We start from the raw sequence: 26,383 nt of genomic DNA, 5'->3' as shown, positions 1-26,383 counted from the left end.
ACGGGTTCGGGCCGCGTGTCAGGACGGGCGCAGGCCCGCGTGGGCGATCTCCAGGGTCTCCATCGCGGCCTGCGAGTTGGAAGGGTCGAAGGACGGACCCTCCCACCGCACCGGGACGATCCCGAGCACCTGCCAGCCCACGATCCGGCTCAGGTCCGGCCGCAGCGCCACGATCTCGCCGTCCTTCGGCTCGACCCTCCGGACGATCTCCCCCAGCCAGCGCGCGATCTTCGCGGTGTCCGCGGTGACCGCGCGGGTCAGCGTGATGTTCGACCAGGTGATCCGGCCCGGCAGCTGCCACGCGAACCCGTTGTTGCCGCCCTCCGCGTACTGCTCGATCTCCACCTGCGCGCCGAGCCCCGAGCAGGTGGCGAAGTCGCCCAGGTCGTTGCCGCCGATGGTCAGGCTGAAGAACACGCTGCTCGCGAAGATGTTGTCGGTCATCGGTCCGTTCCCTGTTTGCTTCCGGCGGTCTGCTTCCTGCTGCCGTCCCCGCTCAGCGGCGCATGTCGTACGTCCTCCCGGCGCGCTCCCTGCCCCTGCGCAGCTCGGTGCGCAGCAGGCGGCCCACCGGTTCGACGAGGCGCCGGGCCAGGTCGTCGAGCTCGGCGGTGCCCGAGGTGGTCGTCTCGGGTGGGGCCGCTTGGGACGACGGGGGTGCAGGCGCCTGGGCGGTGGTCGGCTTCCGCGCCGGCACGGCGGTCAGCGGCACCCCGGACAGACCCGCCTGCGCGGCCACCCGTTGGAGCGCTTGCGCCGAGACGGGCGACGGAGGCGCGGCCGACAGGGTGCGCTGTACGACGGGCGGAGGCGGCGCTGCGGGCGGCTGCGCCGGGGACGGCTGCGGGATCCGGGCGATCGAGGGCAACCGCTGGAGCGCCGGGGCCGCGACGGGCGCGGGCCGGACCAGCGGGAGGCGCCGGCCGGTCACCGCGGCGGACGACGGACCGGAGCCGGTTGGCGTCGGACGCGGTGCGGGGGCGGGTTCGCGGGTGTTCGTGGCGGTGCTCGGCGGCAGCGCCGCAGGTGTGCCTGCGACGGGAGCCACAACGGGAAGCGTCGAACTCCCCGGTGGCGCCGGCCGATCGTCACCGTGCTCCGGCGAGCGCGCGGAGCCCGATCGTTGCACAGCAGTCTTGCCGCCGGACACGTCCGAACTCCGTTGCGGCAGCGGGCGATCAGTGGCGCTCGACCTCGACGAACCCCGGGAGCGCAGACGTTGAACCGTCGCGACGACCCCGCGCCCACCTAACGGCCGGCCCGGAGCGGCCGCGCCATCCGCGGCCCTCCGGCCGCCCGGCATCGCCGTTTCGCCGGGAGCCCCGGCCGAGGCCGAACGCTCCCAGGGCAAAGGGCGACCGACCGGCACGCGTTCCTCTCTGTCCTCCCCCGACGAACCTCGCAACCGCGAGCGCTGCACGGCCGCCGCGTCACCTCGCCTCACCGAACTCGTCTGCGAGGAGGGTCGATTGGTCCCGCCGTCCGCGAAATCCGCCGCCCGGCCCTCGGCCCGCGCCTTGAGCGCATGGGGCCAGGTCGCCGGAACCACTGGCGGGGCGGGCGTTGCGACGGCAGCGGCGGGAGTGCTGCCGCCAGCCGTCACCGACGACCCGGCGAGGGCGGTGGTCATGCGGTGAACGCTGAGCAACCCTCGCCTGGGGACGGTGAGTTCGGCGTACCGCTGTGCAGCACGACGGCCGCCGACCGGACGCACCGGAACCACGACGGGAGCCGCACCACCGGGCCGGGGCACAGATGCCTTCCTCGGCAACGCGGTCGCCCCACCCGCAGGCCGACCGTCGCGGCCTTCCCCTCGTTCGCCAACACTCCCACCAGGGAGTCCTGTTGCCCCCTGCGCGCCGTCGACGGCGCGCTGAACGGGCATCCCTTCGCCATTCGCCGACGTGCCCGGTTCCCGTGCCGTCCCCGCACCGGCACCCATGACCCGCCGAACCGGCCGTCGCTCGCCGAGCAGCGGAGCGGTGCCGCCGGGCGGCGTGCCCTGCACGTCCGCTGTCCCGCTCTCCCGCCCGGCAGCCCGTCGCCCACCGGCCCCAGCCGCCGTCGGCGGCAAGGCGTCGAGGGGCGCACCCAGGCCCCCACGCGTACGGACGGAGGTGCCGTCGCGCCGCGTCCGTCCTGTCGGCGCCTCGGCCGGCACACGCTGCACGGGCGCGTCGCTGGTGGAATCACGCGGAGTCGGAGACGGCGCCGGGCCGCCCCGATCAGGCGCCCCGGACGGCACACGCTGCACGGACACCTCACCGACGGACCCACGCCGAGACGGAGACGGCGCCGGGTCGCCCCGATCAGGCGCCCCGGACGGCACACGCTGCACAGGCGCGTCACTGGCAGACCCACGCTGCGCACCAGAAGTCGCCCGACCGCCCCGGGCAGGCGCATCAGCGGGCCGGGACCGCCCGGCCGGCGCCTCGGACGACGCACGCTGCACGGGCGCAGCACCGACGGACCCACGGTGAGGGCGGGACGGCCCCGGGTTGCCCCGATCAGACGCCTCGGCGGGTGCGCCCGCCACAGGGCCTGCCGTATCGGCGGGGACCACGGGCATGGCCGGCACACCCGATGCAGCCTGCGGAGCGGCAGGGGCCAAGGGTGCGGCACTCGCGGGCAGCGCCGCCATGGGCTCGCCGAGAACCGGGCGGGCAGCCCCACCCTCGCCCGGCGCGACGGCGGCACGCTGGACCGGCCGTTCGGCCTGCCCTTCCGGCGCCGGCGCGGGGCGAGGAGTAGTCTCGCCGTCCACAGCCGCCACGGGTCGCGATCCGCCCACACCCTGGCTTGACGGCTCGACAACGGTTTCCGGCGTCCTGTCCGAACCCCGCACGACCGCAACGGGCCGCACCGACAGGCCACGGGGACGCCGCGCCACCGTCAGCGCTTCACCGACGGGACGCAGCCGCACCGCACCGCCGACCGAGCGCACCTCATCGTTCCCACGCTCGGGCGCAGCACCCGCATCCGGCGCGGGCGCACCGGCCGTCGACATGCCACCAACGTCAGCGCCCTCCGGAACGGCCGGCCGCTGCGGCACACCCGCCCGTGCCGCGCGCTGCACCGCCCGCACGCGAAGCCTCCGCACCGCGACAGCACGCTGAACCGGCCGGACCTCCCCCGGCTGCCCCGGCTCCGCCGCCCCACCGTCGCCCCACACGTCCGGCAGCACGAGCGCGTCCCCGCCCTCGACCGTCGAGGGGGAGCCCGGTACCGCCACCGCTCGCAGGATCCCCACGGGAGCGCCCGGCAGGACGGCGTGCCCGAGCGGCCCGGACAGCGAGGGATCCTGCCAAGCGGCGAGCCTGGAACGGAAGTTCAGACCGTCACTGACGCCACGCGCCACGCCGTCCAGGGTCGGGACCAACGGCGCCACCTCGCGCCATCCCCCGTCCCCCGACGCCGGACGCCGCCGCTCGACACCACCACCAGCGGGGACGACGACCTCCGCGCCCCCTACGGCATCTTCGCCCCGCCGCCGGCCGAGCCAGTCCCGCAGCCCCATCCGCCGCTCACCCACCCTCGCTGATCCGGGTGTTGAGCCGCGCGATCTCGCGCACCCACTGCCGGCGCTCGTGGTGGGTCAGGTCGAGGATGTCCTCGCGCTGCCAGTGGAAGTGGTAGGCGATGTACGCGATCTCCTCGTGCAGCCGAGCAGGCGCGTACGTCACGATTCCCCCAGGCGCCCACCGGCGAGGTCGACTTCGAAGGCGCCGTCGCAGTGCGGGCAGGTCACGGCGGCGCGGGTGTGGCCCTCGCTGTTGACGCGGTGGTAGAGGTCCTGGAGGAACGCCACGTCGGTGGCGTACATCCGCTCGACGACGCCGGCGTGCACGTCGGTGATGTCGCCCAGCCGCGTGATGACGTGGCTGAGCAGCACGACGCTCAGGTAGGCCGGGTTCTCCTTGACCCGCAGGTCGATCTGCGGCATCAGTTCGTCGCGGGCGGTGGCCCGGCGCATGGCGCCGTACCGGTGGACGGTGCCCTCGTCGTCGACGTACCCGAGCGGCAGCTCGAACTCGAACTCGGTGTGCGGCGCCCGCGCCCGCGGACCGGCCGGTCCCGGGGCCTGCTGCTGCGGCTCGCTGTTCTGCTGGGCGGCGGGCGCCCGTTCCAGCAGTTCGTCCAGACCGATCTTCCGCCTCACCAAATCTCTCCCTGGATGCTCCCGGTGCCAGCCGGGAGAGCTGGGGGGCCCTCCGCCCGGAGAAATGGGGAAGGTTCATGATTCAGAGCCGCGCAGCGGCGGGTTTCTCTGCGCATCTGTTCTGGCCTGCGCTCTCTTTCATTCATTGTCAGTGGGTGCTGTTAGGTTGCGGATCATGACGACAGTGGCGATGATCGAAGGTCCCGGATACGCCCGGTACACCTACCGGCTTCGCGTGTCGTCCTCCGCGTCCGCCCTGCTGGAAGCGGAGTGGGGCCGGTGCCGTTGGGTCTGGAACGAATGCGTCCACACGTCTCGCAAGATCCACCTACACAACCGGGCCGACTCTGAGAGCAGGCGCACCTGCGGGCCGGCGGACCTGGACAAGCTCCTGACCGAGGCGCGCGTCGCGATGGCGTGGCTGCGTGACGGGGCGTCGGTACCGCAGCAGCAGGTCATCCGGGATTTCGGCAAGTCGAGAGCCAAGGCGATGAAGGACATTAAGGCGATGCTGCCGATGCGTCAGCGCGCCGGGTTGCCGAAGCCGAAACGCAAGCGCGAGGCGCTCGCGTCGCTCAACTACACTCGACGCGGATTCCGGATCAAGGACGGCCGGCTGCACCTGGCCGGCGGCATCGTGCTGACCGTGGTCTGGTCCCGCGAGCTGCCTTCCGACCCATCCAGTGTGCGGATCCACCGTGACGCTGTCGGGCATTGGTGGGCTTCCTTCGTCGTCCTCACCCAGCCCGAGCCGCTGCCCGCCATCGGCCGCGCCATCGGAATCGACTGGGGCGTCAAGGAGATCGCAACCACGACCAGCGCTGCCCACGACCTTCCCCATCCTCAGTACGGGAAAAGCGCCGCGCGGAAACTCGCGCACTACCAGCGGCAGATGGCCCGGAGACGGCAGCCGAAGGGGAAGGCACAGACGAAAGGCTACCGAAAGGCCCAACGACAGGCCGCCAAGGTCCACAAGAAGATCGCGAACCAGCGGCAGGACACGGCCCGAAAGTGGGCCAAGTCGGTTGTACGCGACCATGACGCGATCGCGGTGGAGGACTTCCGGCCGAAGTTCCTTGCCAAGACCACCATGGCCAACAAGGCGGCCGACGCCGTGATCGGCGCCACGAAGGCGGCGTTGGTCGAGATGGCGCGGAAGCACGGACGGACCGTTCATCTGGTCAACCCTGCGCACACCACGATGGACTGCGCGCACTGCGGTGTGAGAGCCAAACACCGCCTCCCCCTCTCTGAGAGGATCTACTCGTGCACCGCGTGCGGAGTCGTGTCGCCTCGCGACAAGAACTCCGCCCGCGTGATGCTCGTCCGGGCTGGTCTGAACCCGGCTGGTGTTGATCGCGGAAGACCTGAACGTCCGCAGGACGATCGGGCAGCGTGAGCCAGGAATCCCCCTCCCTCCGTGGGAGGGGGAGCATGTCAATCGACCGAGATCTCCTCGAACACGATGGTCACGGTCTCGGTCGCGGGGCTCGATTCGCCCGCGCTGAGCGTGGGGCCCTCCCAGCGGCTCGCCCAGGCGTTGTTGAGGTGGATGCGGCGCAGGGTGGCGCCGGTGGTGTCCTTGACCTCGATGGTCAGGTTCTGGCGCGCGGTGTTGATCGCCCCGTTGTTGAGGGTCTCCTTGATCCAGTTCGTGAACGCGCTGCTCTTGTCGAGGCCGCGGGTGATCGTCACCTCGCCGGGCAGCCGCGCACCGGGCTGCTTGCGGACGATGAGTTTGCCCTCCTGGGTCACCTGCTTGTACTCGACGACGTCCTGCTCGACCGTGAGGTTGCTGACCTCCTTGACCGACTCGACGTTGTAGCCGCCGAGTTGGACGCCGAATATGTGTGTGGAGAGCGGATCGCCTTCAGCCATGGCGTGCTGTCACCTTCCCATTCCCGTAGGTGCCGACGGTGCCGGTCACTCGTTGACGAGGCTCGTGCTGTCGGAGAACTGGGCGAGCCGGAACACCACGAACTCCGCGGGCTTCACCGGCGAGACCCCGATCTCGCAGATCACCTGTCCGAGGTCGATCGACTCCGGCGGGTTGTTGTCGCGGTCGCACTTGACGTAGAAGGCCTCGGCCGCGGTCTGGCCGAACAGCGCGCCGCGCCGCCACTCCTCGGTGAGGAACGCGGTGATGTTCCGGCGGATGCTGGACCACAGCCGGTCGTCGTTGGGCTCGAACACCACCCACTGGGTGCCGATCAGGATCGACTCCTCCAGGTAGTTGAAGAGCCGGCGCACGTTCAGGTAGCGCCACGCGGGGTCGGAGGAGAGCGTCCGCGCGCCCCAGATCCGGATGCCGCGCCCGGGGAACGCCCGCACGCAGTTGACGCCGATCGGGTTGAGCAGGTCCTGCTCGCCCTTGCTGAGGCGGATCTCCAGGTCGACCGCGCCCCGGATGACCTCGTTGGCCGGCGCCTTGTGCACGCCGCGCTCGGCGTCGCTGCGCGCCCACACCCCGGCGGCGTGCCCGCTCGGCGGGACCAGCACGTTGCGGCCGGTGGCCGGGTCGAAGACCTTGATCCACGGGTAGTAGAGCGCGGCGTAGCGGGAGTCGAAGCCGGCTTCGTCGTTGCGCCAGGTGCGCATCTGCTGGGCGTTGAGGCCGGGCGGCGGGTCGAGGACGGCGATCCGGTCGCCCATCTGCTCGCAGTGCGACATCACCGCGAGCTGCACCGTCCGCAGGCCCTCGTCGTCGAGGTCGCCGCGCTGGTGGGCGCTCATCAGGTCGGGCACGGCGACCATCGTGATCTCGTCGATCGCCTCCAGGCCCGAAAAGCCGGTCCTGGCCGCGGCGTCGCCGACGTACTCGGCCGGGTCGAGCCGGGCCGGCGGGGCCGCGACCGGTGCAGGCGCCGGAGCGGCGGCCAGGGCGTGGGTCCGGCGCTCGGGGCGGCTCGGCGCCGTGCCGGGCTGCTCGGCGACCGCGACCAGCTTCGACTCCCGCAGCTGGGTGACGACGTAGCCCTTGGTGTTCCGACGGGTCGAGACGTCGTACGTCTCGACGACCTCGGCGCCCTTGCGGACGAGCACGCGGAACCGGTCCTCGGGGACGTTCTCGCCCTCCGCGTCGGCGATCTCGACCGACACGTCGGCGCCCGCGCCGGGCAGGGCCGAGAAGAGGAGGCCGGAGACGGCGACGGGCGGCGGCGCCACCGGTCCGGGCACGACACCGGGGGCCCGCCGCGCCGGGTCGCCGACCCGGACGACGTAGGCCGAGCCACCGCCGTTGGCGAAGTAGCCGTACACGGCGTGCGCGAGGTAGGTGCCCTCGGTGAAGCCGCCGAACCGCTGGACGTACTGGTCCCAGGTGGTCACCAGCGTGGGCTCGTGGAACGGACCGGCCTCGGCGAAGCCCACGAACGCGGCGACGGCCGTGCCGACGCCCTCGATCGGGCGGGCACCGGACTGGACCTCCTCCACGTACACGCCCGGTGTGAGGTACGACGGCATTCGCGCTCCTTCGGGTGGCCGGTCGGTCGCCCCCGAGTCTGCTGCCGCGCGGCGCCCGGGGACATGTCCCACGGTCCCCGACCGGGGGCAGGGAGGACTGTCCCCGGCGGGCACTCCCAACCGTCGCGTCCGGCACAGCGGGCTCAGCCGTGCCCGGCGTCCCCGAGGACTCCGAGCCACGGCCCGAACTCGCTCTCCAGCACCAGCCGGCCCAGCTTGCGGTACTCGCCGACCACCGCCGCGACCAGTTGCGCCATGCCCAGCGGGGCACCCGTCCCGGCGGCCAGGTAGGCCGCGGAGACCGCGCAGGCCCGGATGGAGCCGCCGGTGAGCTCGAAGCTCCGGGCGCAGAAGTCCAGGTCGAGGTCGTCGCCGCGCGGCAGCCACGGCCCGAGGCAGCGGTCCCACAGCAGGCGCCGCTGCGCCTCGTCCGGCAGCGGGAACTCCGCGATGACGTCCAGCCGTCGGGTGAACGCGTCGTCGAGGTTGGCGCGCAGGTTGGACGTCAGGACGGCGATGCCCTCGAAGGACTCCATGCGCTGGAGCAGGTAGGCCGTCTCCAGGTTGGCGTGGCGGTCGTGGGCGTCCTCGACCTTGGACCGCTTGCCGAACAGCGCGTCCGCCTCGTCGAACAGCAGGACGCCGTTCACCTGGGCGGCCTCGGTGAAGACGCGTTCCAGGTTCTTCTCGGTCTCGCCGATGTACTTGTCCACGACGGTGGAGAGCTCCACGACGTACAGCTCCATGCCGAGCTCGGCGGCGACCACCTCCGCCGACATCGTCTTGCCGGTGCCCGACTCCCCCGCGAACAGGGCGATCACGCCGTTCCCCCGGCCGCCGCCCGGCCGCATCCGCCACTGCCCGAGCACCTGGTCGCGGTGGCGGGCCCGCAGCACGAGCTCGCGCAGCCGGGCCTCGGTGGGCGGCGGCAGCACCAGGTCGGACCAGCCCACCCCGGGCTCGATCCGCCGGGCGAGGCGGGCCAGACCGGCCGCGTTCTGGGCCCGGACGGCGGCCCGCACGTCGTCGGCGCACACCGGCCGCCGCTCGGCGGCCGCCGTCCTGGCCGCCACGGTGGCGGCCCGCCGGAGCTTCTCGCGGTCGAGCCGGTAGGCGGCCACCGCCTGCGCCAACTCCTCGCTCAGCGGCTTCGGTTCGTCCTCCTCCGGCACACCTCCCAGTGCGCGGGCCCACTGCTCGGCCAGCCCGTGCGCCTCCGGCGGGGGGACGGTGACGACCACCGGGCTCTCGTCGGCCCAGGCCGGGTCCCACACCTGCGGGCCGTGCACGATCAGCGGGACGCCGGCGAGCGCGGCGCACAGCTCGCGCAACAGGGCTGCCCGCTCGGGCCGTTCGGGTTCGAGCCGGTCCAGCGGTCCGAGCACCACGCCGCTCCCGCCGAGGCGCGCCTCGCGGGCGAGCACCCGCACGACGGCGCCCGGCGGACGGGCGGCCAGCGCGGCGGCGTCCACGACCAGGGGCGGACGTCCGTCGGCTGCCAGGGCGGCCACCGCCAGGGGGCCGGCGTGGCCGCTCCGGTCCAGGAGGTGCACCAGCCCGCCGTCGGCCGCGAGCGCGCGCAGACGGTCGACGGGCTCCGCGGTGCCGGAAGCGGGCGCTGCGGCACCAGGGGCGGCCCGACGGGCCAGCCCGGCGAGTGCGTCGTCCGGCTCGTCGTCGCCGAGCAGGTGGGCCGCCACGCGGTCCGGTACGCGCAGCGCGCGGGAGAGCAGCGGGCGCTCCGGCTCGGTGATCTCCAGGAGGCCCGCGGCGATCAGCGGGGCCCGCGCGGAGAACCGGAGGCGGCCTGCGCCGGCGGCGGGCAGTCCGCACAGGTCGAGGGCCAGGCCGATGGTCGCCCGGCGCTGGGTCAGGTCGTCGTTGAGGTAGCCGTAGAGCTGCTCGAAGCGGGTGTCGAGGTCGGGGGCGAGGGCCACCAGGAGGAGGTCCAGGTCCACCGGGAGCAGCCCGAAGGCCGCGCAGAGCCGGGCGAGCCGTGAGCCGGGCGGCGGCGGGTCCGTGTTCTCGTCGCTGCGGCCCCTTGCGGCGGAGGCCGCCAGGATCCGCTCGACCGCCTCCGGGCCGAGGTACTGGCCGCGGTAGGGGTCGTCCGGGTCGGGGTCGGCGGCGCGGCGCTCCTGGACGGCGGTGCGGACGCGCTGCTCGACCCGGTGCAGCCGTTCCCACAGGTGGTCGGCCGGGGCACCGGCGCGCGACCGGCTCACCGTGTCCCGCCGCGCGGTCGGCGGCCCGGCGGCAGTCCGCGCTCCCGGGGCGCGGCGAAGCCGTCCGGGCCCGGGTCCGCGCCGCCGCGGTAGCGCAGACGGCGGCCCGGGTGCTCGGCGGGCGCCGGGTGCTCCCGGGTGGTGTCCTCGGCGCGCACGACGAGCCCCTCGGTGACGGGCGGCCCGGCGGGGCTGAGCGCGCCGGGCAGCGGGGCGAGCACCCTCAGGTCGATCGAGGGCCGCATCTCCCCGCCGAGCGCGGACCACACGTCGGACACCGACGGCAGGCCCGAGTCGCGCCCGGCGATGTCGAGGCCGACGGTCAGCCCGAGCCGGGCGAGCGTGCCGGTCAGGACCCGGGCGGGCAGCGCGTCCACGGCCGTGAGGCACTGCAACACCTCGGCCAGCAGCCGGTGTTCGTCCTGCGGCCGGTTGGTCCAGACGGTGACCAGGTAGGCCAGTTCGAACCAGCGGGGCGCGGGCCGGTGGCCGACCACCACGCCGTCCTCGTCGTGCTCGGCGACGGCGCCGGCCTGCCGGCGGGCCGTGTCCTCGCGCATCCCGTAGAGGAACACGTCGACCGTCGGCGCGACCCGCCGGGCCGCCATGTCCCGCGTGGGCGCGTCGAACACCACCTCGACGCCGCGCTCCGGCAGACCGGCCTCGGCGAGCAGCAGGCGCAACGCCTCGTCGACCTCGTGGATCACCGCCGCACCGCCTCCCCCGACGGACCGTTCCGCTCACCCGTCACGTCCTCGCGGCCCCTCCCGGCCTCGCCGCCGACCACGCCGACCACCACCTCGCCACCCCTCCCGGCCTCGCCGCCGACCACGCCGATCACCGCCGCTCCACCTCCCCCGGCGGGCCGATACTGCCCTCCACGACGAGGAACGGGCAGGTCACCGGCGAGAACCCGGGACCGTCGGCGGTGATGGTCCGCGGACCCGTCTCGTCCTTGGCGAGGATCAGCAGCTGCCCGGCGAACGTCCCGTCCGCCCGCGGGTAGGTGGGCGCCGCCGAGGCGGTGATGCCGGGCTGCCAGGTGAACCGCACCGGCGCGCCGGGCGGGAAGTCCACGCCGCGGACGGACGTGACGAAGCCGGGCTTGCCGATCGGCGGCACCGCGACGATGCGGGGCTGCAGGATGCGCAGCGGGGTGCTCGCCCGGTGCGGTCCCGGTTCGGCGTCGGTGCCGGTGGTGGTGAGTTCGGCGGTGATGGTGGTGTCGAGCGCCGCTACCGGGGACAGCACCACGCGGACCACCTGGCTGCGGCCGGGCCGCAGGTCGGCGAGCGCACACGTCCCGGCCCGGCAGCCCGGGGGCAGCGCCTCGGTGGGCACGCCCGGGGGCAGCCCGAGGGACAGGCGCAGCCCGGTGGCGAGGGCCTGGCCGGCGTTGCGCACGGTGTAGGTGACGGTGACGTGGCCGCCGACGTAGCCGGGGTTGGGCTGGGCCGCGATGGCCACGCCGGGGCCGGCTGCGGGCTGGGGGCCCGGCTGCCCGTGCGGGTCGGTCGAGCCGGGCGGTGGCGCGGGGGCCGGCGACGTGGGCGTCGGGCTCGGCGTCGCCGTGGGCGAAGGCGTCGGCGTGGGCGAAGGCGTCGGCGTGGGCGTGGGCGTGGGCGAAGGAGTCGCCGTGGGCGAAGGCGTCGGCGACGGGCTCGGTGCGTCCTGCACCGGCAGGACCGTCTCGGCGAAGTCATCCTCCGGATTCGGGTCGACGACCGTCCCGGTGACGCTCCAGCCGAACGGCTGCGGCCCGCTGCGGGTGCCGATCAGCGTGGCCGTCACCCGGACCTCCGCGCCCGGCGCCAGGGTGCCGAGGTCGCAGCGCAGCGCGTCGGCGTCGCACGTCCCGACCGGGGTCTTCAGCCCGCCGAGCCGGGCGCCGGTCGGCACCGAGACCGTGAGGGCGGTGCCGGGCGAGGGCGCGGGGCCCTTGTTGGTGATGGTGACGGGCACGTCCGTGGCGGTGCCGACGGGGACGTCGGGGGTCCGGGCGGGCGCCTTCAGCGCGAGGTCGACGGACTGCTGGACGGACGGCTCCTTCTGGCGTCCCGGCAGTCGGCGGTCGAGCGGGGTGAGCGTGCCGGCGGCGAAGTCGTAGACGCCGAGCCCCTCGGGCGAGTCGGGCGGCAGGGCCCGGCGCGAGGTGAGCACCAGCTGCCCGCCGTTCGCCGTCCAGGCGACGTCGCGGGGCTGGTAGGGGCCGTTGGCGGAGGTGTCGGGCAGCGTGCGGGTGCAGGCGCCCTTGTCGTCGCGGAGCCCGGCGGGCAGGACGACCGTGCAGTCGGCGCCGGTGGGCGAGGTGACCAGCACGCCGTCCTGCCGGTTGTTCCCGCCGTCGCCCGCCTTGCGGTTGAAGGCGATGCGGCGGCCGTCGGGCGAGAACACGGGGCTGTCGTCGATGACGTTGCAGGTGCCCGGGCAGATCGCCTTGCTGAGGTCGGTCTGGCGGGTGAGGTCGCCGGCGGGCACGGTCCAGACGTGCAGGTTGCCCGCGTTGCCGTTGACCACGGCCGTCCTGGAGAAGGCGATCAGCTTGCCGTCGGGGGACCAGAAGGGCTCGCCGTCCGAGGCCCCCTGTTGTCCGGCCGGCGGCTCGACGGTGCCCACGACGGCGCCCGTGGACACGTCCGCGATCAGGATCCGGCCCGGCCGCGCGGGCGTCTGGCCACCGCCCGGGGCGCTGCGGCTGAACACGATCAGCTTGCCGTCCGGCGAGAGCGACGGGTCGGTGTCGCGGTCGTCGGGGCGGCGCCCGGCCAGGTTCATCGGGTGCGGGTTCGAGCCGTCGGCGTCGGCGAGCCAGATCCGTTCGATCCGGCCGGCCGGGGAGTCCTCGTAGCGGGTCACCACGATCTGGCGGCCGTCGGGCGTGTAGGCCTGCCGCTCGAACCAGGGGTCGTACCCGGGGCGAGGGTGGAAGAGCGGGTCGGCCGCCGGGTCGGTGCTGGTGTTGGTGTCGGCGGCCGGGTCCTCCCTCAGCACGCTGATGCCGAGGTCGCGCGGGTCGGCGCCGTCGGGGAGGACGTCCTGGACGTCGGCGACGTTGGAGGCGGACGCGCTGGTCTGCTCCACCACCGGGCCGCCCTGGGCCTGGGTGCCGAGCCAGGTCGGCGTGGCGATCAACCGGTCGGTGCTGTAGAGCAGTTGGGGCGCGGTGCAGTCACAGGTCGGCGCGCGGTAGAGGTTCACGACCGGCGGCTGCGGCGGATCCGCCGGGGGTTTGGGGGTGGCCACGTCGGGGCTGAGGAAGAGGACGCCGGTGCCGTCGGCCAGCCAGGAGGCGGAGCCGGTCTTCCAGGTCGAGCCGGTGCCGGGGAAGAAGGCCTTCTCCCCGCCGGTGGGCGAGGTGAGGATGAGCGTCCGGCCCTTCTCGCCCTGGTCCCAGGTGTAGACGATCTGGTTGCGGTGCTCGTTGTCGTCGAGCGGGTTCCAGGTCGGGTCGACGGCGTTCCCGCTGGTCACGTTGGTGATCCTGGTCGGGGGCCCGCCGGCGAACGGCCGCAGGTAGATCTGGGTGTGCGCCGGGTCGCCGGTGCACGCGTACGCGACCCACTTGCCGTCCGGCGAGACCGTCGGGTGCGTCTCGTCCGCCGCGCCGTCGGTCAGCCGCCGCAGGCCGCCGCCGTCCCGGTTCACCACCCACAGGACGTGCTGGGATGTGCTGCCCGTCCCGGTGGGCTCCAGCGCCTCGAAGACGACGGCCTTGCCGTCCGGCGCGAGCGCGGGGTGGGCGGTGTCCATGCCGGTGGTCAGCCGGTGCACCGCGCCGGCCGCGTCGCGCAGGTACACCTGTGGCAGCGGGCCGTCGCGCAGGCTCGTGAAGACCAGCTCGCCGCCGCGGGCCGAGGGGTCCTGGTCGAAGTGGACCGGGCCCGGACCGAACAGCGGCGTGCTGTCCGCCGTGCCGGTCACCCGGCCGAGGCCGCGGTGGTTCGTGCCGGCGAAGACGATCCGACCACCGGGCGCGTCGGCCGTCACGGCCGGGGCGGCCCGGCCGCCCGACCCGCCGGGGGCGGAACCCAGGGTCAGCACGGCCGCCGCCAGCGCGAGCAGGACGGCGACGGCGGCCCGGGCCGGCCGCCGGTTGGAGCGGGGAGTGCCGGTGGCGCCGGTCACGCTCGACCTCACAGGTTGCAGGGGCGGTCTCCCCGGCAGTCTCACCGGCCCGCGCGCCCGGGAACAGGGCCCGGGCACCCGATCCGGGGGTAGCGGCCGCTGTCCCCGGAGGGCAGGGCGCGGCGGTCCCGGGGCCCGCCCGCCGACGGGGGTTCGAAGGCGGGCCCCGGTGCACCGCCCCTCAGATGAGCCCGCGCCGCATCGCGAACCCGACCGCGTGCGCCCGGTTGCGCAGGCCCAGCCGCGTGATGATCTCGTGCAGCACGTTCTTGACGGTGCGTTCGGAGTAGGAGGTCTTGGCGGCGATCTCGCTCGTGTCGAAGCCCTCCGCCACCAGCCGCAGCATCTCCACCTCCCGGGCCGTCAGCGTCGACAGGGTCAGCCCGCGCCCGTCGAGCATCGTGCGCTGGAGCACCCCGATCCGGTCGAGCAGTTCGCCGAGCAGGTCCCCGGGCATCACGCCCTCACCGTTGGCGAGGGCGGTGATGAGGTGCACCAGCCGGTCCTGGTCCGCCTCCGAGCGCCGCAGCACCGCGGCGACCCCGTACTCGACGATCGTCTGCAGCCCGCCCGCCTCGAAATGGCCGACCACCAGGCCTATTCGGCCCGAGGTGGCGAGCCGCAGCCGGCGCAGCCGCTCGGCCACCACGTCGGTCAGGGCGTCCACCACCAGCAGGGAGACGTCCGCCTTCCCCGCGTCCGCCTCGCTCAGCAGCTCCACTTCCGGCCGCTGGCGCAGTTGCTGGACCACGCCGGCCTGCAGGATGAGGTCCTCCGCGTACACGGCCACGCGCACCTGGCCCGGCCTGCCCGGCACCTGGCCCGCCGCGCCGGACGGACGCCCCGCCGCGCCGCGCACCGGCTGGACGGGGACGCGCGCCGCGTCGGACGGACGGGCGCTGCCGGACCGTGGCGTCACCGGGGTCCGCCGGGTGGTGACGGCCTCCTCGCGGGACGTATCGGTCGACGTCGACGTCATCGAACACTCCATTCTGCAGTGGACCTGCGGTGTGACGGCCGTCCGCCGCAGGGCGGGACCGGCCGTAAGCCTGAGTGGGGGTGCCCGGCTCGCGCGCTGCTGCGCGGCGGCACCGGACGGGGGTGCGTCGTTCGCCCGTGGCGAGGGCGGCCTGTCCGCGCGGGGCAAGGGGTGCGGCCCGCGGCTTGCCCGCACGGCCCTCTCCGCGGACGGGCCGGCGGTCCTACCGTCACGCTATGACCACATCCGCCGAACTCGGCCTGCCCACACTGACGGTGGCGCCCGGTGGCGTGGCCACCACGACGCTGACCGTGCGCAACGGTCTCGACATCGTCGAGGCGTACTCGCTGGAGGTCGTCGGCGACTGCGCCGCCTGGACGACGGTCGAGCCGGCCCGCGTCTCCCTCTACCCCGGGACGTCCACGACGGTGACGGTGCGCCTCGCTCCGCCACGGTCGCCCGCCGCGCGCGCCGGTGAATTCCCGCTCGGGATCCGGGTGTTGCCGACGGAGCGCCCCGAGCTGGTGACGGTCCCGGAGACCACCGTCACGGTGACCCCGTTCCAGGAGCTCCAGGCCGCGATCGCCCCGCGCCGCCGCCGCGGCTGGCTGCGCGGGCGCTACCGGACGTCGGTGCGCAACCTCGGGAACGCCCCCGGCAGCGTGGTGTTCACGCCCGGGCAGGCCGGTGAGGACCTGCGGTTCAAGGTCACCCCGGAGAAGCTGCGCCTCGAACCCGGCGAGTCCGGGGAGGTGCGGCTGCGGGCACGCGCCCGCAAGCTGATCTGGTTCGGCAAGCAGGCGTCCTGGCCGTTCGAGGTCACGGTGGGCCCGGAGGAGGTCAAGCCGCCCGGGAAGGAGTCGGCCGACACCCCCGCCGAGGTTCCGACGGCGGCTCAGCGCCCCGTCCTCAGCGGTGAGTTCCTCCAGCTCCCGATCTTCCCCAAGTGGCTGCTCGCCCTCCTGGCGGCACTGATCGCGCTGTTGCTGGCCTGGTTCGCCCTCGTCCGCCCGGCGGTGCGCAGCTCCGCGAAGCAGGCCGCCGAACAGGCCGTCGCGCAGCAGAGCGCCACCCCCGGCCCGGCCACCAGCGCGGAGCCGGGAGCCCCGGCCCCCGGCGGCACCCCCAACCAGGGGAAGCCCGGCGCCGGCCAGCCGGGAGCCGGGCAGCCGACCAGCGGCAGCCGCGGCGGCCCCGGTCCGGGCCTGGCGGTGCCGGGCAGCGGGCAGCAGAGCTCCGCCACGATCGACGTGCAGACCGCGAACACCGCTTCGTCGTCCGGCAGTTACCAGGTGCCGCATGGCAAGGTGTTCGACATCACCGACGTCGTGGCCAGCAACTTCCAGGGGGACCAGGGGCAGTTGACCATCACGGCCGGCAAGCAGACGATCATCACCATCGCGCTGGAGACCTTCCGCAACCAGGACTACCACTGGGTGACTCCCATCCAGGTCCCGGAGGACCAGGCCGTGACGGTGAACGTGACCTGTGAGGCGCCCGGCACCCCGGCCTCCGGCAAGCAGGCGCCGACGTGCCACGAACTCCTCAACATCAGCGGAACGTTGAGCGACATCAGGCAGGGAAACTGAATCGGCGTGCATCCCGACGTCCGTTCCCCCGGGGAACCGGACCGGAAAGGTGCACCCGGCGCCCCACCCATGTCAACGGGCCCCTTCCGCCGGAACGGGCCCGCCCACCTCCCCGATCTCCCCCTGCTCCATCCCCTCCCGCGCCCCGTGACCATGTCAACACTCGGTAGACACCCTTGCTCGTTCGGGCACCTACTGCCAACTCCGGCCGACCGGCCCCCGCACACCCACCTGCCCTCCCGGGGAACCCTGTAGGGCCCCGGCGGGCAGCGAGCCCGTCCCGCACGGACGGCCGACTGTGCCCCGACGCGCTCCTGACGTTCCGTCGATCCGGAGTTAGCGTTGCGCCGATCCCACACCAAAGACGGCACCAGGGCCGCACGTCCACCAAATCACCACAAGACCGGACCGCTACACGAAGGAAACCCCACTCGACGCACGCGGCCCCCTGGCCCGCCGGCCCGCGGAGCCGACGGTCGATCGCGATCGGATCCCGGCGCCCGGCTCCTCACACCCTCCGATCGTGCGCACGGTTGCGCACGGTTGTGCCCGTTCGGGCAGCCTGTGCCATGATCGTCTGCCGTCATGCCGTCAGGTCGACCTCGGGGGGACACATGAGCCGGATCAACTGCCCACAATGCGGGACGCTCGACCAGGTGCGGAGCGTTCCCAGCGTCTACGAGTCGCAGACCAGCACGTACTCCGGGACCAGCACCGGCTACTCCTCCGGCGTCGCGTACGCGCGAGGGGTCGGGGTGGTCCCAAGCTTCGGCAGCTCGACCGTCCACAGCTCCGGCTCCACGAGCAGTCTGCTGGCGTCCCACATCGCGCCGCCGCCCCCGCCGCGGCTCGTCCGGCCGAGCGGCGGGTGCGCACTGGCGATCGTCGTGGCCGTCGCGGCGGCCTGGGCGCTCGCCATGCTGCCGTTGTTGACGTCCGGCGACAAGGGCGCCGGGCAGAACTCGGCGATCGCGTTCACCGTCCTGGGCGGCCCGTTCGTCCTCGCTGCGGTGTTGCTGATCATCCAGCGCTCAAGGACCCGCCGACGCTCGCAGAAGGCCTTCGAGGCACATTCCGTGGTGTACCCGTCCTTCGCGACCGCCTGGAGCGCCGCCTACCTGTGCCTGCGCTGCCACGTCGCGTACGTGCCGGAGGGCGCCCTCGGAATCGGCGCCTCACCGGCCGTCCCGGTCCACCGCTTCCCGGACCTGGTCGCCAGTACGGCGGCCCGGCTGCGCGGCGAGATGTGACGAGCACCTCCCGTCAGGGGAACGGCCGGTGGCCGTGCCGTGCGGGACGCCCGTTTCCAGCCCTGTGTTCTCGGTGCCCATGGGCCGCATCCCGGTGACCTGGTCGGCCATCTCGATCCCGCGCCGGCCCGGGGCGACCGACCGCGCGCCTCCCGGCGGAAGAGCTCCGAGCCACGGGCACCGCGCGATTTCTCCGTGGTGACGATCAGGAAGGTCCGGCACTCGCGGGCCATCGCCTCGCACGCGGGACTGCCGCCGAACAGCGACTCCAGGAGCCCGTCCAGGTCGTACCCCAGCACACGGCCCTCGGCCGCCGCGTCGATCCCGTCCCCGTGGAACTCCGCGACGATGCCGATGGCGATGATCCGCACCAGCGCGACGTGCCGCTCCCAGCTGGTGAACTCGGGAACCACACAGCGGACGTACTCCCAAGCACAGGCCAGGACCTCGGCCCGGGTCCCGGCCGGGAGATCCGGTCCCCTGAGATCGGAGTCGAACTCACTCGGATAGAACCAGGCATCCGAGCCCGCAGGCCTCGTGACCATCGGGCACTCCAGGGCTTCAGGGCTTCAGGGCTTCAGGGCTTCAGGGCTTCAGGGCTTCAGGGGACCTTGTCCGATCGGCTACCCGTTCCGGGCACCGAGCACCCAGCCCGGGCCGTCGAGTCCATCGAGCCAGACCCGCTGATCGTCCCCCGCGATGGTGAGGCCGTAGCGACCCCGCTCCGGGCGGTCGTGGTCCTCGTACGTGCGGTGGGCGGCTTCGAGCTCGGACCACAGGCGACGAGGCCCGCTCTCGCGCACGCTGCCGTCGGCCCGGAGCTCGGCGATCGACCCGCAGGGCGCCCAGACACAGGCGCCGACCGGCCGACCGGCATCCGACAGTTCGTAGGTCCAGCCCAGCCGGCCGAGGGCGACGCCGACCAGGAAGCGGAAGTCCTCGTCCACCACCGCATCGGCCCCGACCTCGCTCGCCCGGCCATCACCACCAGGCAGCCTCGGGCGACGGATGATCCCGCTGTCCCCCGCCGCGCGGAGCGGCATGAAGTACGCACCGGTGGCGAGGAACCGCCCACGGGCCTGCCCGGGGCCCGTCCTCTCGGCACGCACGACACCCGCCCCGAGCGGAGCCACGATCACACCGCCGTCGGCGAGCCCCGACAACCAGGCAGCCGGGATGCGGCCGATCCCACAGGTCGCGATGATCCCGCCGAACGCACCATCAGCGGCAGCAGCACCGTCCGTGGTGACGACGGTCGGCCGGTAGGGCGTCAGGCCGAGCCGGCGCCGGGCCTCGGCCGTCACGTCCGGATCGACGTCGACGGTCATGACCCGATCGGAGCCGTAGCGGTGGGCGAGCAGGGCGGCGTTGTAACCGGTCCCGGTGCCGATCTCCCTCACCCGGCCGTCGCCGAACTCGCCGAGGGCCTCCAGCATCGCGGCCATGAGGGACGGCTGCGTGGACGACGACGCAGCGTTCCCGTCGATCAGGTGCGTGACGAGCGGCCGGTCCTCGTACACGGCCCGCAGCCACCCGGGGTCGTCCCGGCAGACGCGCTCCTGCCGGCCGTCCGGCCCCTGCCGGTAGAAGTACGGCACGAAGACGTGCCGGGGCACATCCCGGAACGCGCGCTCCCACGCGGGGTCGTTCAGGGAGCCGCCCGCGACGAGCGCGTCGACGAGGGCGCCATGGAGGGTGTCGGCGCCCGGCTCGGTGGTGGAGGTCACGCGGTGCCCTTCTGCAACAGATCCGCCAGCGCGGTGGTGACGGCGGAGCGGGTGCAGTCGATCCACGCCCACTGACCGCCCGGGTTGACGTCGACCAGCCAGTGCGTCCCGGCCCGGTCAACGATCAGGTCGACGGCGGCGAAGACGAGTCCGAGCCGCCACAGCATGTCCAGGATGCCCGTGCGGACGGCGGCCGGCAGGCCGATCGGCGCGTACGTCAGCCGGCGACCGGGCCCACCCCTGACACGAGCGCAATATGATGATCCATCAGTTGTACTCCACGGGTGGATCAAGGAGAACAGTCATGTCCGAAACAAGAGTTCGCGATCTCGCGGGCAAGGTCGCGATCGTGGTGGGCGGCAGCCGGAACCAGGGCGCGGCCTGCGCCGAGGTACTGGCGGCGCGCGGTGCGACCGTCGTGATCAGCTACGCCAACGACGCGCAGGCCGCCGAGCAGACCGTCGCAGCTCTGCGCAAGCACGACGTCAGCGCGGAGGCGGTGCGCTCCGACGCCGCCGTGTCCGCCGACGTCACCGCGCTGTTCGCCGGGGTGGTGGAGCGGCACGGGCGGCTCGACATCGTGGTGCACCTGCCCGGCATGGTCCTCAAGAAACCGCTGGCCGAGATCACCGACGAGGAGTTCGACCGGGTGATCGACCTGAACACCCGCAGCGCGTTCTACAGCCTGCGGGCGGCGGCGCGCACGCTCGCGGACAACGGCCGGTACGTGGTCCTCTCCACCACGCTGACCTCGGTGATGACCGGACCGTACGGGCTCTACTCGGGCAGCAAGGCCGCCGTCGAGCGCATGGTCCTGGCGGCGGCCAAGGAGTTGGGCGCGCGCGGCATCACGGTCAACGCGGTGGCCCCCGGTCCGGTGGACACGTCCTTCTACCGGGCCGCCGAGACCCCGGAGTCGATGACGGCCGCCGCCGACCACAGCCCGCGCGGCCGGCTCGGCCGGCCCGACGACATAGCCCCGGTGGTGGGCTGGCTGGTCGGCGACGAGGCGGGCTGGGTGTCCGGCCAGACGGTGCGCGCCAACGGCGCGATGTTCTGAGCCTCAGCGGCCTGGGAGTCCGGCTCCTCGTCCCCCTGTGGGCGCAGGCCCCTCAGTACCAACGGGTCTGCCCGGCGACGCCCTGCCCCGTCCGGGCGGCATGGCGCAGCACGCGCAGCGGGCCGTCGAGGAGGGCGTCGGCGTCGTGGGCGGGATCGTCTCCCAGGCCGTCCAGCCAGGCCTGGATCCGTTCGATGACGTCCCGGCGCCGGGGGCCGGTCAGGGCCAGGGCTTCCTCGGCGCGGGGCAGGCAGGCCCGCACCTGGGCGGAGTCGAGCAGGAAGTCGCCGAACCAGCCGGGGAGTCGGAGCGTCGCCTCGGCGCCGAGTGCGTAGGCGAGGGCCCAGAAGGGGTTGGCCTTCCGGGCCGTGGCCGCGAACAGGCCCTCGCCCTCGTTCGCCGGGAACTGCTCCATGACGGCGTCGCGCAGGGCCTCCACGACGTCGGAGTCGTCCAGGCAGCTGTCGAAGAACCGGTAGAGCCGGAGGGCGTCCTCCGTGGCCGCCCACCCCCCGGCGCCGGCGGTCCGCCGGGTGAACAGGGACTCCCCCGCCAGCCCCCGCCACCACGCCAGCTCGGTCGTCACACCGGCGGGCGCCGACGGCGGGGGTGGCGGCGAGCTCCGGACGGCGGCGAGCAGCAGTTCCCGCACCTGCTCGTCGTCCACCGTGCCGACGACCCACACACCCGTGGCGCTCACGGCCTGCCTCCCACTCTCACGATCCGACCGCAGATCATGCCCGACGCCTCCGACGGAGCACCGGCCGGGGCCGGGCCTCCTACCGCTCCGCGGCCCCCGCCCACCACGCCGGGGCACAGGCCACCGCCGCGTCGACCAGGTCCTGCTTGGAGACCGATGCGTCGGCGAGCCACGCCCGGATCGCCCCCGCGAAGCCGTGCGCCAGGAACTGCGCCACCACCGGCCGGCTGACGTCCGGGAGAGCGCCGTCGCCCGCGCGCGCCAGGAAGGCGAGGGCGTAGTCGGCGAAGTGCCGCACCAGCGCGTCGTAGACGCCGCGGTCCGCCGGTTCGGCCAGGGCGTGCCGGTAGACGGCGGCGAACCGCTCGACGTGGTCGGCGACCTCCGCCGTGGCCAGGCGCAGCAGTTCGGGACCGGGCCGCCCCTCGGCCCGACGTCGCTCCTCCAGGCGGTGGCCGGTCTCCAGATCGGCGTGGAGCGCCTCGATGAGCGGATCGAGCGGGGTCGCGTAGCGGTTGTAGAAGGTCGCCCGGGTGATCCCGGCGCGTTCGGCCAGTTCCGCGACGGTGATCCGGGACACGGGGCGCTGCCCGGCGAGCTCGACGACGGCCTGCCGCAGGGCGGTCGTGGTCCGGGCGACGCGCGGATCGGTCCTGTCGTCCACGGTGCTCACGCCGCTCGCCTCCCGGCCCCTCCGCCCGGTTGCGGGTGGCCCGCGACCGATGTCTTATACAGGTGTCAAATAGTTTACGAGGGGAGTCGCCATGTCGCCCCACGCCACGGTCCCGCCCGGGGAGGCCGCCGACCGGCTCGCCATCCGCGAACTGGTCGACGCCTACGCGCACTGCGCGGACCGCCGGGACGCGAAGGGCCAGCTGGCCCTGTTCACGGAGGACTGCCGCTTCCTGGTCTTCATGGACGCCATCGCGGCCGAGCCGACCCAGGAGCTGCACGGCCGCGGGTCCCTCGCCCCGGTCTTCGACAACCTCAACACCTACCGGGCGACCACCCACTTCAACGGCCAGAGCACCGTGTTCCTCGATACCGACGGCCGACGCGGTTCCGGCGAGAGCTACTGCCTGGCCCACCACGTTTCGTACGGGACGGACACCGAACGCACGATCATGGTCGCGTCGATCCGCTACCTGGACGAGTACGTCAAGCAGGACGGCACGTGGCTCTTCGCCGAGCGCCGCCTGATGGTGGACTGGACCGAGACCCGCCCCTCCACGCCCTGAGCCGTACAACAGCCTGCGCGACGCCGACCCGGCCGCCGACCGTGAACCCCGCGCGGGGACGGGTGGCGAGTCCGGATGAGTCAGGCGCTCTCCGGACCGGCGCCGTCGACGAACGTGTAGAGCTCGACGATCACGCCGTCCTTGCAGCGGGCGATGTCCATCCCGGTCACGACGGGCGGCCGGCCGGCCGGACCGAAGCGGAACCCGAGGTGGCCGAGGTCGTCGTTCACGGAGACGGGACCGTCCGGTTCGAAGACCCAGTCCGGCGTCTCCTCCCGCAGCTCGGCCGCGCGCTGCGCGAGGGCCGCACGCCCGCGGACGACGCGGTCGGGCTCGTGCCAGACCACGTCCTCGGCGTAGGTCCCGGCGATGGCCGCGGCGCGGCGGACGGGGTCCGGCTCGTTGAAGACGGCGAGGAGGTTGCGCCGCATGAGGTCGGCGACGGTGCGGGTCATGGTCCGTCCCTAAGAATGTGAGGCGGTCCGGGAGGACCGGGTGTGGCTGATGGTCGGTTGCCGTCCGTGGCTGCGAAGAAATGGCCGCGCGGTCCTTCGGGACGCTCCGACCATTGATTGAGAACTGCGGTCATCGCTGGTCAGGGACCTGTCGGCGGAGTGTTCTACGGACCACGAGGTGCTGGTCACGATGGATACGGAGCGATGGGCTTGAGCGCGTCTCACGATCGGATATGGGTCGGCATCGACGCCGGCAAGGGGCACCACTGGGCGGTGGCGGTCGACGCCGCCGGCGACCGCGGCACGCAGCACGCGTACCGCCTCGTCGCGGTCGCGGGGCGGGCCGAAGACGTTGTCGCCGGCCAGCTGCATCGCACCGTATCCGATGCGGTGCACCCGCCGGGGGCCGAGGGCGTACGAGCCGGCGGCCGCGACGGTCGAGGTGTGTTCGGGCATGACGTCTCCCCTGTCCGGACGTGCGGACTCGGCCGTCAGTTTCGGACGGTCCGCATGGCCGCCGCCCAGGACTCCAGCTCTTCGAACAGCTTGGTGGCCGCGGCGTCGTGGTGCGCGCCGGGCTTGAAGAGCGAGAGGTCCTCGAAGTCGGTGAACAGCGAGAAGGCCAGCTGCTGGTTCACATGGGCGAGTTGGACCGCGCTGGCGACGGTGCGCAGGTGCTCGGCGGCCCGGATGCCACCGACGGTGCCGTACGACACGATGGCGGCCGCCTTGTTGTTCCATTCGGCGTAGGCGAAGTCGATGGCGTTCTTCAGCACGCCCGGGAGGGAGTGGTTGTACTCGGGGGTGACGAAGACGTAGCCGTCGAACTCCGCGACCTTGGCCGCCCACGCCTTGGTGTGCTCGCCCTGGTACTGACCCATGGCCGGCGGCATCGGCTCGTCCATGAACGGCAGCGGCCAGTCCGCGAGGTCGACGAGCTCGTACTCGGCGCCGGTCCGGGCGCCGGCCCGGTCGACGACCCAGTCGGCGACGGCCTTCCCGTTGCGGCCGGGACGGGTGCTGCCGAGGATCACGGCGATCTTGAGCGTGGTCATGACGTTCACTCCTTGCGTACGGCTCGGCCGAACGAGGCCGGGCGGGGCGAGGCTAGGCGGGGCTTCCGTCGGTCCGGTTCGCGTCCGTCAGGCGGGCCCGGACGGTCGCGGTCAGCCGGAGGCGGCGCCCGGCCACGCCCTTGAGCCCGGTGACGCCGTGGGCGTAGCGGTCGACGGTCGCGGTGGCCTCCACGGCGATCTCGTCGCCGTCGACGTCGGCGCTGGTCACGGTGAAGGTGACGGGCGCGCCGGTGCCGTGGGCGGTCAGCTCGCCCCGCAGGGCCCAGACGCCGGTTTGGTCCAGTTCGGCCCCGGTGGCGGTGAAGCGGATGTCCGGGTAGGTGGCGGTGTCCAGCAGGGCCTTGGACAGGACCTGGCGGTCGCGGTTCTTGTTGCCGGTGTCGAAGCTGCCCGCGTCGGCGACGGCGTCCACCCGGCTGGCGGTGAGCGGCTCGGCCAGCGAGACGGTGCCGCCGCGGAGCCGGAAGCTGCCGCGGACCGTGCCCAGTCCGAACAGGTGCTTGGTGGTGAAGGTGATCTCGGAGCGGGGGACGTCGATGGCGTAGCGGCCCGGCGTCGGCGTGGCGGTGGTCATGATGAACCCTCCTGCTTCACTTGAGCCTTCAAGTCAAACCCTAAGCCTGTGAACTTGAAGGCTCAAGCGACAACAAGCACGAATCGGCTCCTGTTCCCCCGAACGGGCTCAGCCGAGGCCGAGCTGGCGGGCGATGACGGAGCCCTCCGCGTAGCAGTCGAAGCGCTTGATCTTGCCGTCGGCCAGCTCGAACACGTCGCAGCACGGCGCGTCCATCCGCTTGCCGGTGGGCGGAACCGTCCCGGCGGGCGTCTCCAGCGGCCCGAGGTGGGTGCCCTGCAGGCGCAGCTGCACGATCACGATGTCGCCGGTGACGTAGAACCGCTCCAGCTCGCGGTGCATGTCGGGGAAGGCCTTGGCGTACACCTCGACCGTCTTTCCGAGCTCCTCGGCACCGCGGTACGTGAACGGGATGGACATGTCGGTGAAGGTGCCGTCCTCCGTGAAGGCCGCGACCCAGCCGGCGACGTCCTGCTCCTCGGCGACCTGGTACGCGGCGCGGATGATCTTCTCGTTGTCGTGGGACATCTCGATCCTTCCGATCCCTGCGGTGGCTTGCGGTACACATTCACTTTAACGTTCAAGTCATCTCCGAGCGCAAGAGGCTGGAAGGCGGGAATTTTCAGGACACTTGATCGCCCTGCGCCCTACAGGCGACTTGAATCGTCAACGAGCAGGCGAGTCGATGCGCTGCAGGATGCGCTCGGCGTCCTGCCCGAGCCGGCGCAGGCGCTCGCCGGAGAGGTTGTCCACGACGAGGCGGCGGACGAAGGCCACGTGGGCGGGTGCTGCCGTTTCGAGCTTGGCCATGCCGACGGGCAGCAGGATGGCGTTGGTGAAGCGCCCGTCCGCGGGGTCGGCCTCCCGGCGGACGTAGCCGCGGCCCTCCAGTCGCTTGACCAGGTGCGAGAGCCGGGACAGCGACGTGCTGGTGTTCTCGGCGAGGACGCTCATGCGCAAGGTCCACTCGGGGGCCTCGGACAGCATCGCCAGCGTCATGTACTCGACCATGCTCAGATCGGCGTCGCGCTGCAGCTGGGCGTCGATGGCCCAGGGCAGCCGCGTCATCAGCCGCACCACCGACAGCCAGGAGTCCAGCTCGGCCGGGCTGAGCCAGAGGCCGTCCTGCTCGCCCGCCCGCACCGCGGTCGCCTCGTCGTGGGTGGTCATTCTCGCAGCGTATCAGCCGCACTCCACGGATGACATGGACTGCCACAGCCGTGCACGATGCGGCCATGTCACATGAACATTCAATGGGGCCCCCGGCCGGGCGGCATAGCGGGTTCCTCCCCATCGACCGACCGCGCGCCATGGGGCCACGGCCGCGGGACCGATCCATCCGCCCACGATTGTACATACCAGTAGGTACAGGCACGTCTGCCAGGTGAGATCCCGGTTCCCCGGCGGGCCTCACCGATCTACGCTCACTCACATGCCACAGTCCGTACGCCTCCACGTCCACATCACCACCCTCCCGGGCCGCGGCCAGGAGCAGCTCGACGCCTACGAACGCCTCGCGCCGCTCGTGCGGGCCGAAGAGGGGTGCCTGCAGTACGACCTGCACCGGGTCGTCGGCGATCCGGACCGGTTCGTCCTCACCGAACTCTGGGCATCGCGCGAGGCGTTGGCCGCGCACGACGCCACCCCGCACATGGTGGCCGCGGACGCCGCCGGCCCGGCGTTCCGGGCGGGTCCCGCGCAGGTGATCGAGATCGAGGCCGAGCCGGCGGCGTAGGCTGACCGGCCGGGGACGCCGGCCACCGG

Annotated in this window: 26 protein-coding genes; 6 read left to right on the top strand and 20 right to left on the bottom strand. The window is 73.2% G+C overall.

The window, feature by feature from the left end; all coding sequences use genetic code 11:
- Window positions 1–18: 18 nt before the first annotated feature.
- The 4 genes from ACFV4G_RS10630 to ACFV4G_RS10615 form a co-directional block, all read right to left on the bottom strand.
- Window positions 19–444, bottom strand: coding sequence for a phage tail protein (locus tag ACFV4G_RS10630; protein ID WP_380438656.1), 426 nt, complete (start codon window positions 442–444; stop codon window positions 19–21).
- A 52-nt stretch (window positions 445–496) separates the two neighbouring features.
- Entirely contained in the window at window positions 497–1,048 is a 552-nt protein-coding gene (locus ACFV4G_RS10625; protein ID WP_380438654.1) for a hypothetical protein, read from the bottom strand.
- A gap of 2,476 nt (window positions 1,049–3,524) precedes the next feature.
- Window positions 3,525–3,683: a DUF6760 family protein gene (locus ACFV4G_RS10620; protein WP_359971796.1), complete on the bottom strand. Its 159-nt coding sequence runs from the start codon at window positions 3,681–3,683 to the stop codon at window positions 3,525–3,527.
- A complete protein-coding gene (locus ACFV4G_RS10615; RefSeq protein ID WP_380438652.1) occupies window positions 3,680–4,159 on the bottom strand; it encodes a hypothetical protein in 480 nt (159 codons plus the stop codon). Before ACFV4G_RS10615 ends, ACFV4G_RS10620 begins: the two co-directional genes overlap by 4 nt.
- 175 nt (window positions 4,160–4,334) lie before the next feature.
- Here ACFV4G_RS10615 and ACFV4G_RS10610 point away from each other — a divergent pair, with 175 nt between their 5' ends.
- Window positions 4,335–5,558, top strand: coding sequence for an RNA-guided endonuclease InsQ/TnpB family protein (locus ACFV4G_RS10610; RefSeq protein ID WP_380438650.1), 1,224 nt, complete (start codon window positions 4,335–4,337; stop codon window positions 5,556–5,558).
- A 38-nt stretch (window positions 5,559–5,596) separates the two neighbouring features.
- Here the strand turns inward: ACFV4G_RS10610 and ACFV4G_RS10605 are convergent, their stop codons facing one another.
- The 7 genes from ACFV4G_RS10605 to ACFV4G_RS10575 form a co-directional block, all read right to left on the bottom strand.
- Complete coding sequence (locus ACFV4G_RS10605) at window positions 5,597–6,037, bottom strand: phage tail protein (RefSeq protein ID WP_380438648.1); 441 nt, start codon at window positions 6,035–6,037, stop codon at window positions 5,597–5,599.
- A 45-nt stretch (window positions 6,038–6,082) separates the two neighbouring features.
- Window positions 6,083–7,621: a phage tail sheath family protein gene (locus ACFV4G_RS10600; protein WP_380438646.1), complete on the bottom strand. Its 1,539-nt coding sequence runs from the start codon at window positions 7,619–7,621 to the stop codon at window positions 6,083–6,085.
- Between the two features lie 143 nt (window positions 7,622–7,764).
- Window positions 7,765–9,846, bottom strand: a complete 2,082-nt coding sequence (locus ACFV4G_RS10595) for an ATP-binding protein (RefSeq protein WP_380438644.1) — start codon at window positions 9,844–9,846, stop codon at window positions 7,765–7,767.
- Window positions 9,843–10,553, bottom strand: a complete 711-nt coding sequence (locus ACFV4G_RS10590; RefSeq protein WP_380438642.1) for a DUF4255 domain-containing protein — start codon at window positions 10,551–10,553, stop codon at window positions 9,843–9,845. The genes ACFV4G_RS10595 and ACFV4G_RS10590 overlap by 4 nt, the downstream gene beginning before the upstream one ends.
- Window positions 10,550–10,687 (bottom strand): hypothetical protein, encoded by a 138-nt coding sequence (locus tag ACFV4G_RS10585; RefSeq protein ID WP_380438640.1) that lies wholly within the window; start codon window positions 10,685–10,687, stop codon window positions 10,550–10,552. The genes ACFV4G_RS10590 and ACFV4G_RS10585 overlap by 4 nt, the downstream gene beginning before the upstream one ends.
- The gene (locus ACFV4G_RS10580) at window positions 10,684–13,971 is read right to left on the bottom strand and encodes a hypothetical protein (protein WP_380438638.1); all 3,288 of its coding nucleotides are present in this window, start codon (window positions 13,969–13,971) and stop codon (window positions 10,684–10,686) included. Before ACFV4G_RS10580 ends, ACFV4G_RS10585 begins: the two co-directional genes overlap by 4 nt.
- A 181-nt stretch (window positions 13,972–14,152) precedes the next feature.
- Window positions 14,153–14,950: a response regulator transcription factor gene (locus ACFV4G_RS10575; RefSeq protein WP_380438636.1), complete on the bottom strand. Its 798-nt coding sequence runs from the start codon at window positions 14,948–14,950 to the stop codon at window positions 14,153–14,155.
- A 236-nt stretch (window positions 14,951–15,186) separates the two neighbouring features.
- Here ACFV4G_RS10575 and ACFV4G_RS10570 point away from each other — a divergent pair, with 236 nt between their 5' ends.
- Both ACFV4G_RS10570 and ACFV4G_RS10565 read left to right on the top strand, forming a co-directional pair.
- On the top strand, window positions 15,187–16,539 hold the full coding sequence (locus ACFV4G_RS10570) for a hydrolytic protein (protein ID WP_380438634.1): 1,353 nt from the start codon (window positions 15,187–15,189) through the stop codon (window positions 16,537–16,539).
- 614 nt (window positions 16,540–17,153) lie between these two features.
- On the top strand, window positions 17,154–17,789 hold the full coding sequence (locus ACFV4G_RS10565) for a hypothetical protein (RefSeq protein WP_380438632.1): 636 nt from the start codon (window positions 17,154–17,156) through the stop codon (window positions 17,787–17,789).
- Between the two features lie 623 nt (window positions 17,790–18,412).
- Here ACFV4G_RS10565 and ACFV4G_RS10560 read toward each other — a convergent pair.
- Both ACFV4G_RS10560 and ACFV4G_RS10555 read right to left on the bottom strand, forming a co-directional pair.
- Window positions 18,413–19,516, bottom strand: coding sequence for a methyltransferase domain-containing protein (locus tag ACFV4G_RS10560; protein WP_380438630.1), 1,104 nt, complete (start codon window positions 19,514–19,516; stop codon window positions 18,413–18,415).
- Window positions 19,513–19,683 (bottom strand): hypothetical protein, encoded by a 171-nt coding sequence (locus ACFV4G_RS10555; protein WP_380438628.1) that lies wholly within the window; start codon window positions 19,681–19,683, stop codon window positions 19,513–19,515. Before ACFV4G_RS10555 ends, ACFV4G_RS10560 begins: the two co-directional genes overlap by 4 nt.
- 137 nt (window positions 19,684–19,820) lie before the next feature.
- Between ACFV4G_RS10555 and ACFV4G_RS10550 the strand changes: the two genes are divergently transcribed.
- Window positions 19,821–20,576, top strand: coding sequence for an SDR family oxidoreductase (locus tag ACFV4G_RS10550; protein WP_380438626.1), 756 nt, complete (start codon window positions 19,821–19,823; stop codon window positions 20,574–20,576).
- A gap of 52 nt (window positions 20,577–20,628) precedes the next feature.
- On the opposite strand, the gene ACFV4G_RS10545 is transcribed toward ACFV4G_RS10550, so the two are convergent.
- Window positions 20,629–21,276, bottom strand: a complete 648-nt coding sequence (locus ACFV4G_RS10545; protein ID WP_380438624.1) for a hypothetical protein — start codon at window positions 21,274–21,276, stop codon at window positions 20,629–20,631.
- A gap of 79 nt (window positions 21,277–21,355) precedes the next feature.
- Window positions 21,356–21,949 carry a TetR/AcrR family transcriptional regulator gene (locus tag ACFV4G_RS10540; protein ID WP_380438623.1) on the bottom strand — a complete coding sequence of 198 codons (594 nt, stop codon included), beginning with the start codon at window positions 21,947–21,949 and terminating at the stop codon, window positions 21,356–21,358.
- Window positions 21,950–22,040: 91 nt separating this feature from the next.
- Here ACFV4G_RS10540 and ACFV4G_RS10535 point away from each other — a divergent pair, with 91 nt between their 5' ends.
- Window positions 22,041–22,514, top strand: a complete 474-nt coding sequence (locus ACFV4G_RS10535) for a nuclear transport factor 2 family protein (RefSeq protein WP_380438621.1) — start codon at window positions 22,041–22,043, stop codon at window positions 22,512–22,514.
- Between the two features lie 80 nt (window positions 22,515–22,594).
- Here the strand turns inward: ACFV4G_RS10535 and ACFV4G_RS10530 are convergent, their stop codons facing one another.
- From ACFV4G_RS10530 to ACFV4G_RS10510, 5 genes are all read right to left on the bottom strand, one after another.
- A complete protein-coding gene (locus ACFV4G_RS10530; RefSeq protein WP_380438619.1) occupies window positions 22,595–22,969 on the bottom strand; it encodes a nuclear transport factor 2 family protein in 375 nt (124 codons plus the stop codon).
- Window positions 22,970–23,460: 491 nt separating this feature from the next.
- Window positions 23,461–24,024 (bottom strand): NADPH-dependent FMN reductase, encoded by a 564-nt coding sequence (locus tag ACFV4G_RS10525; protein ID WP_380438617.1) that lies wholly within the window; start codon window positions 24,022–24,024, stop codon window positions 23,461–23,463.
- Between the two features lie 52 nt (window positions 24,025–24,076).
- Complete coding sequence (locus ACFV4G_RS10520) at window positions 24,077–24,619, bottom strand: YceI family protein (RefSeq protein WP_380438615.1); 543 nt, start codon at window positions 24,617–24,619, stop codon at window positions 24,077–24,079.
- 108 nt (window positions 24,620–24,727) lie between these two features.
- Window positions 24,728–25,147 (bottom strand): nuclear transport factor 2 family protein, encoded by a 420-nt coding sequence (locus ACFV4G_RS10515; protein ID WP_380438613.1) that lies wholly within the window; start codon window positions 25,145–25,147, stop codon window positions 24,728–24,730.
- A 138-nt stretch (window positions 25,148–25,285) separates the two neighbouring features.
- Complete coding sequence (locus ACFV4G_RS10510) at window positions 25,286–25,789, bottom strand: MarR family winged helix-turn-helix transcriptional regulator (RefSeq protein ID WP_380438611.1); 504 nt, start codon at window positions 25,787–25,789, stop codon at window positions 25,286–25,288.
- A gap of 262 nt (window positions 25,790–26,051) precedes the next feature.
- Between ACFV4G_RS10510 and ACFV4G_RS10505 the strand changes: the two genes are divergently transcribed.
- Entirely contained in the window at window positions 26,052–26,354 is a 303-nt protein-coding gene (locus ACFV4G_RS10505) for a putative quinol monooxygenase (RefSeq protein WP_380438609.1), read from the top strand.
- Window positions 26,355–26,383: the final 29 nt, after the last annotated feature.

Source organism: Kitasatospora sp. NPDC059747 (assembly GCF_042732955.1).
In the GTDB taxonomy this organism is placed as follows: domain Bacteria; phylum Actinomycetota; class Actinomycetes; order Streptomycetales; family Streptomycetaceae; genus Kitasatospora.
This window is presented reverse-complemented; position numbering and strand designations above follow the sequence as displayed.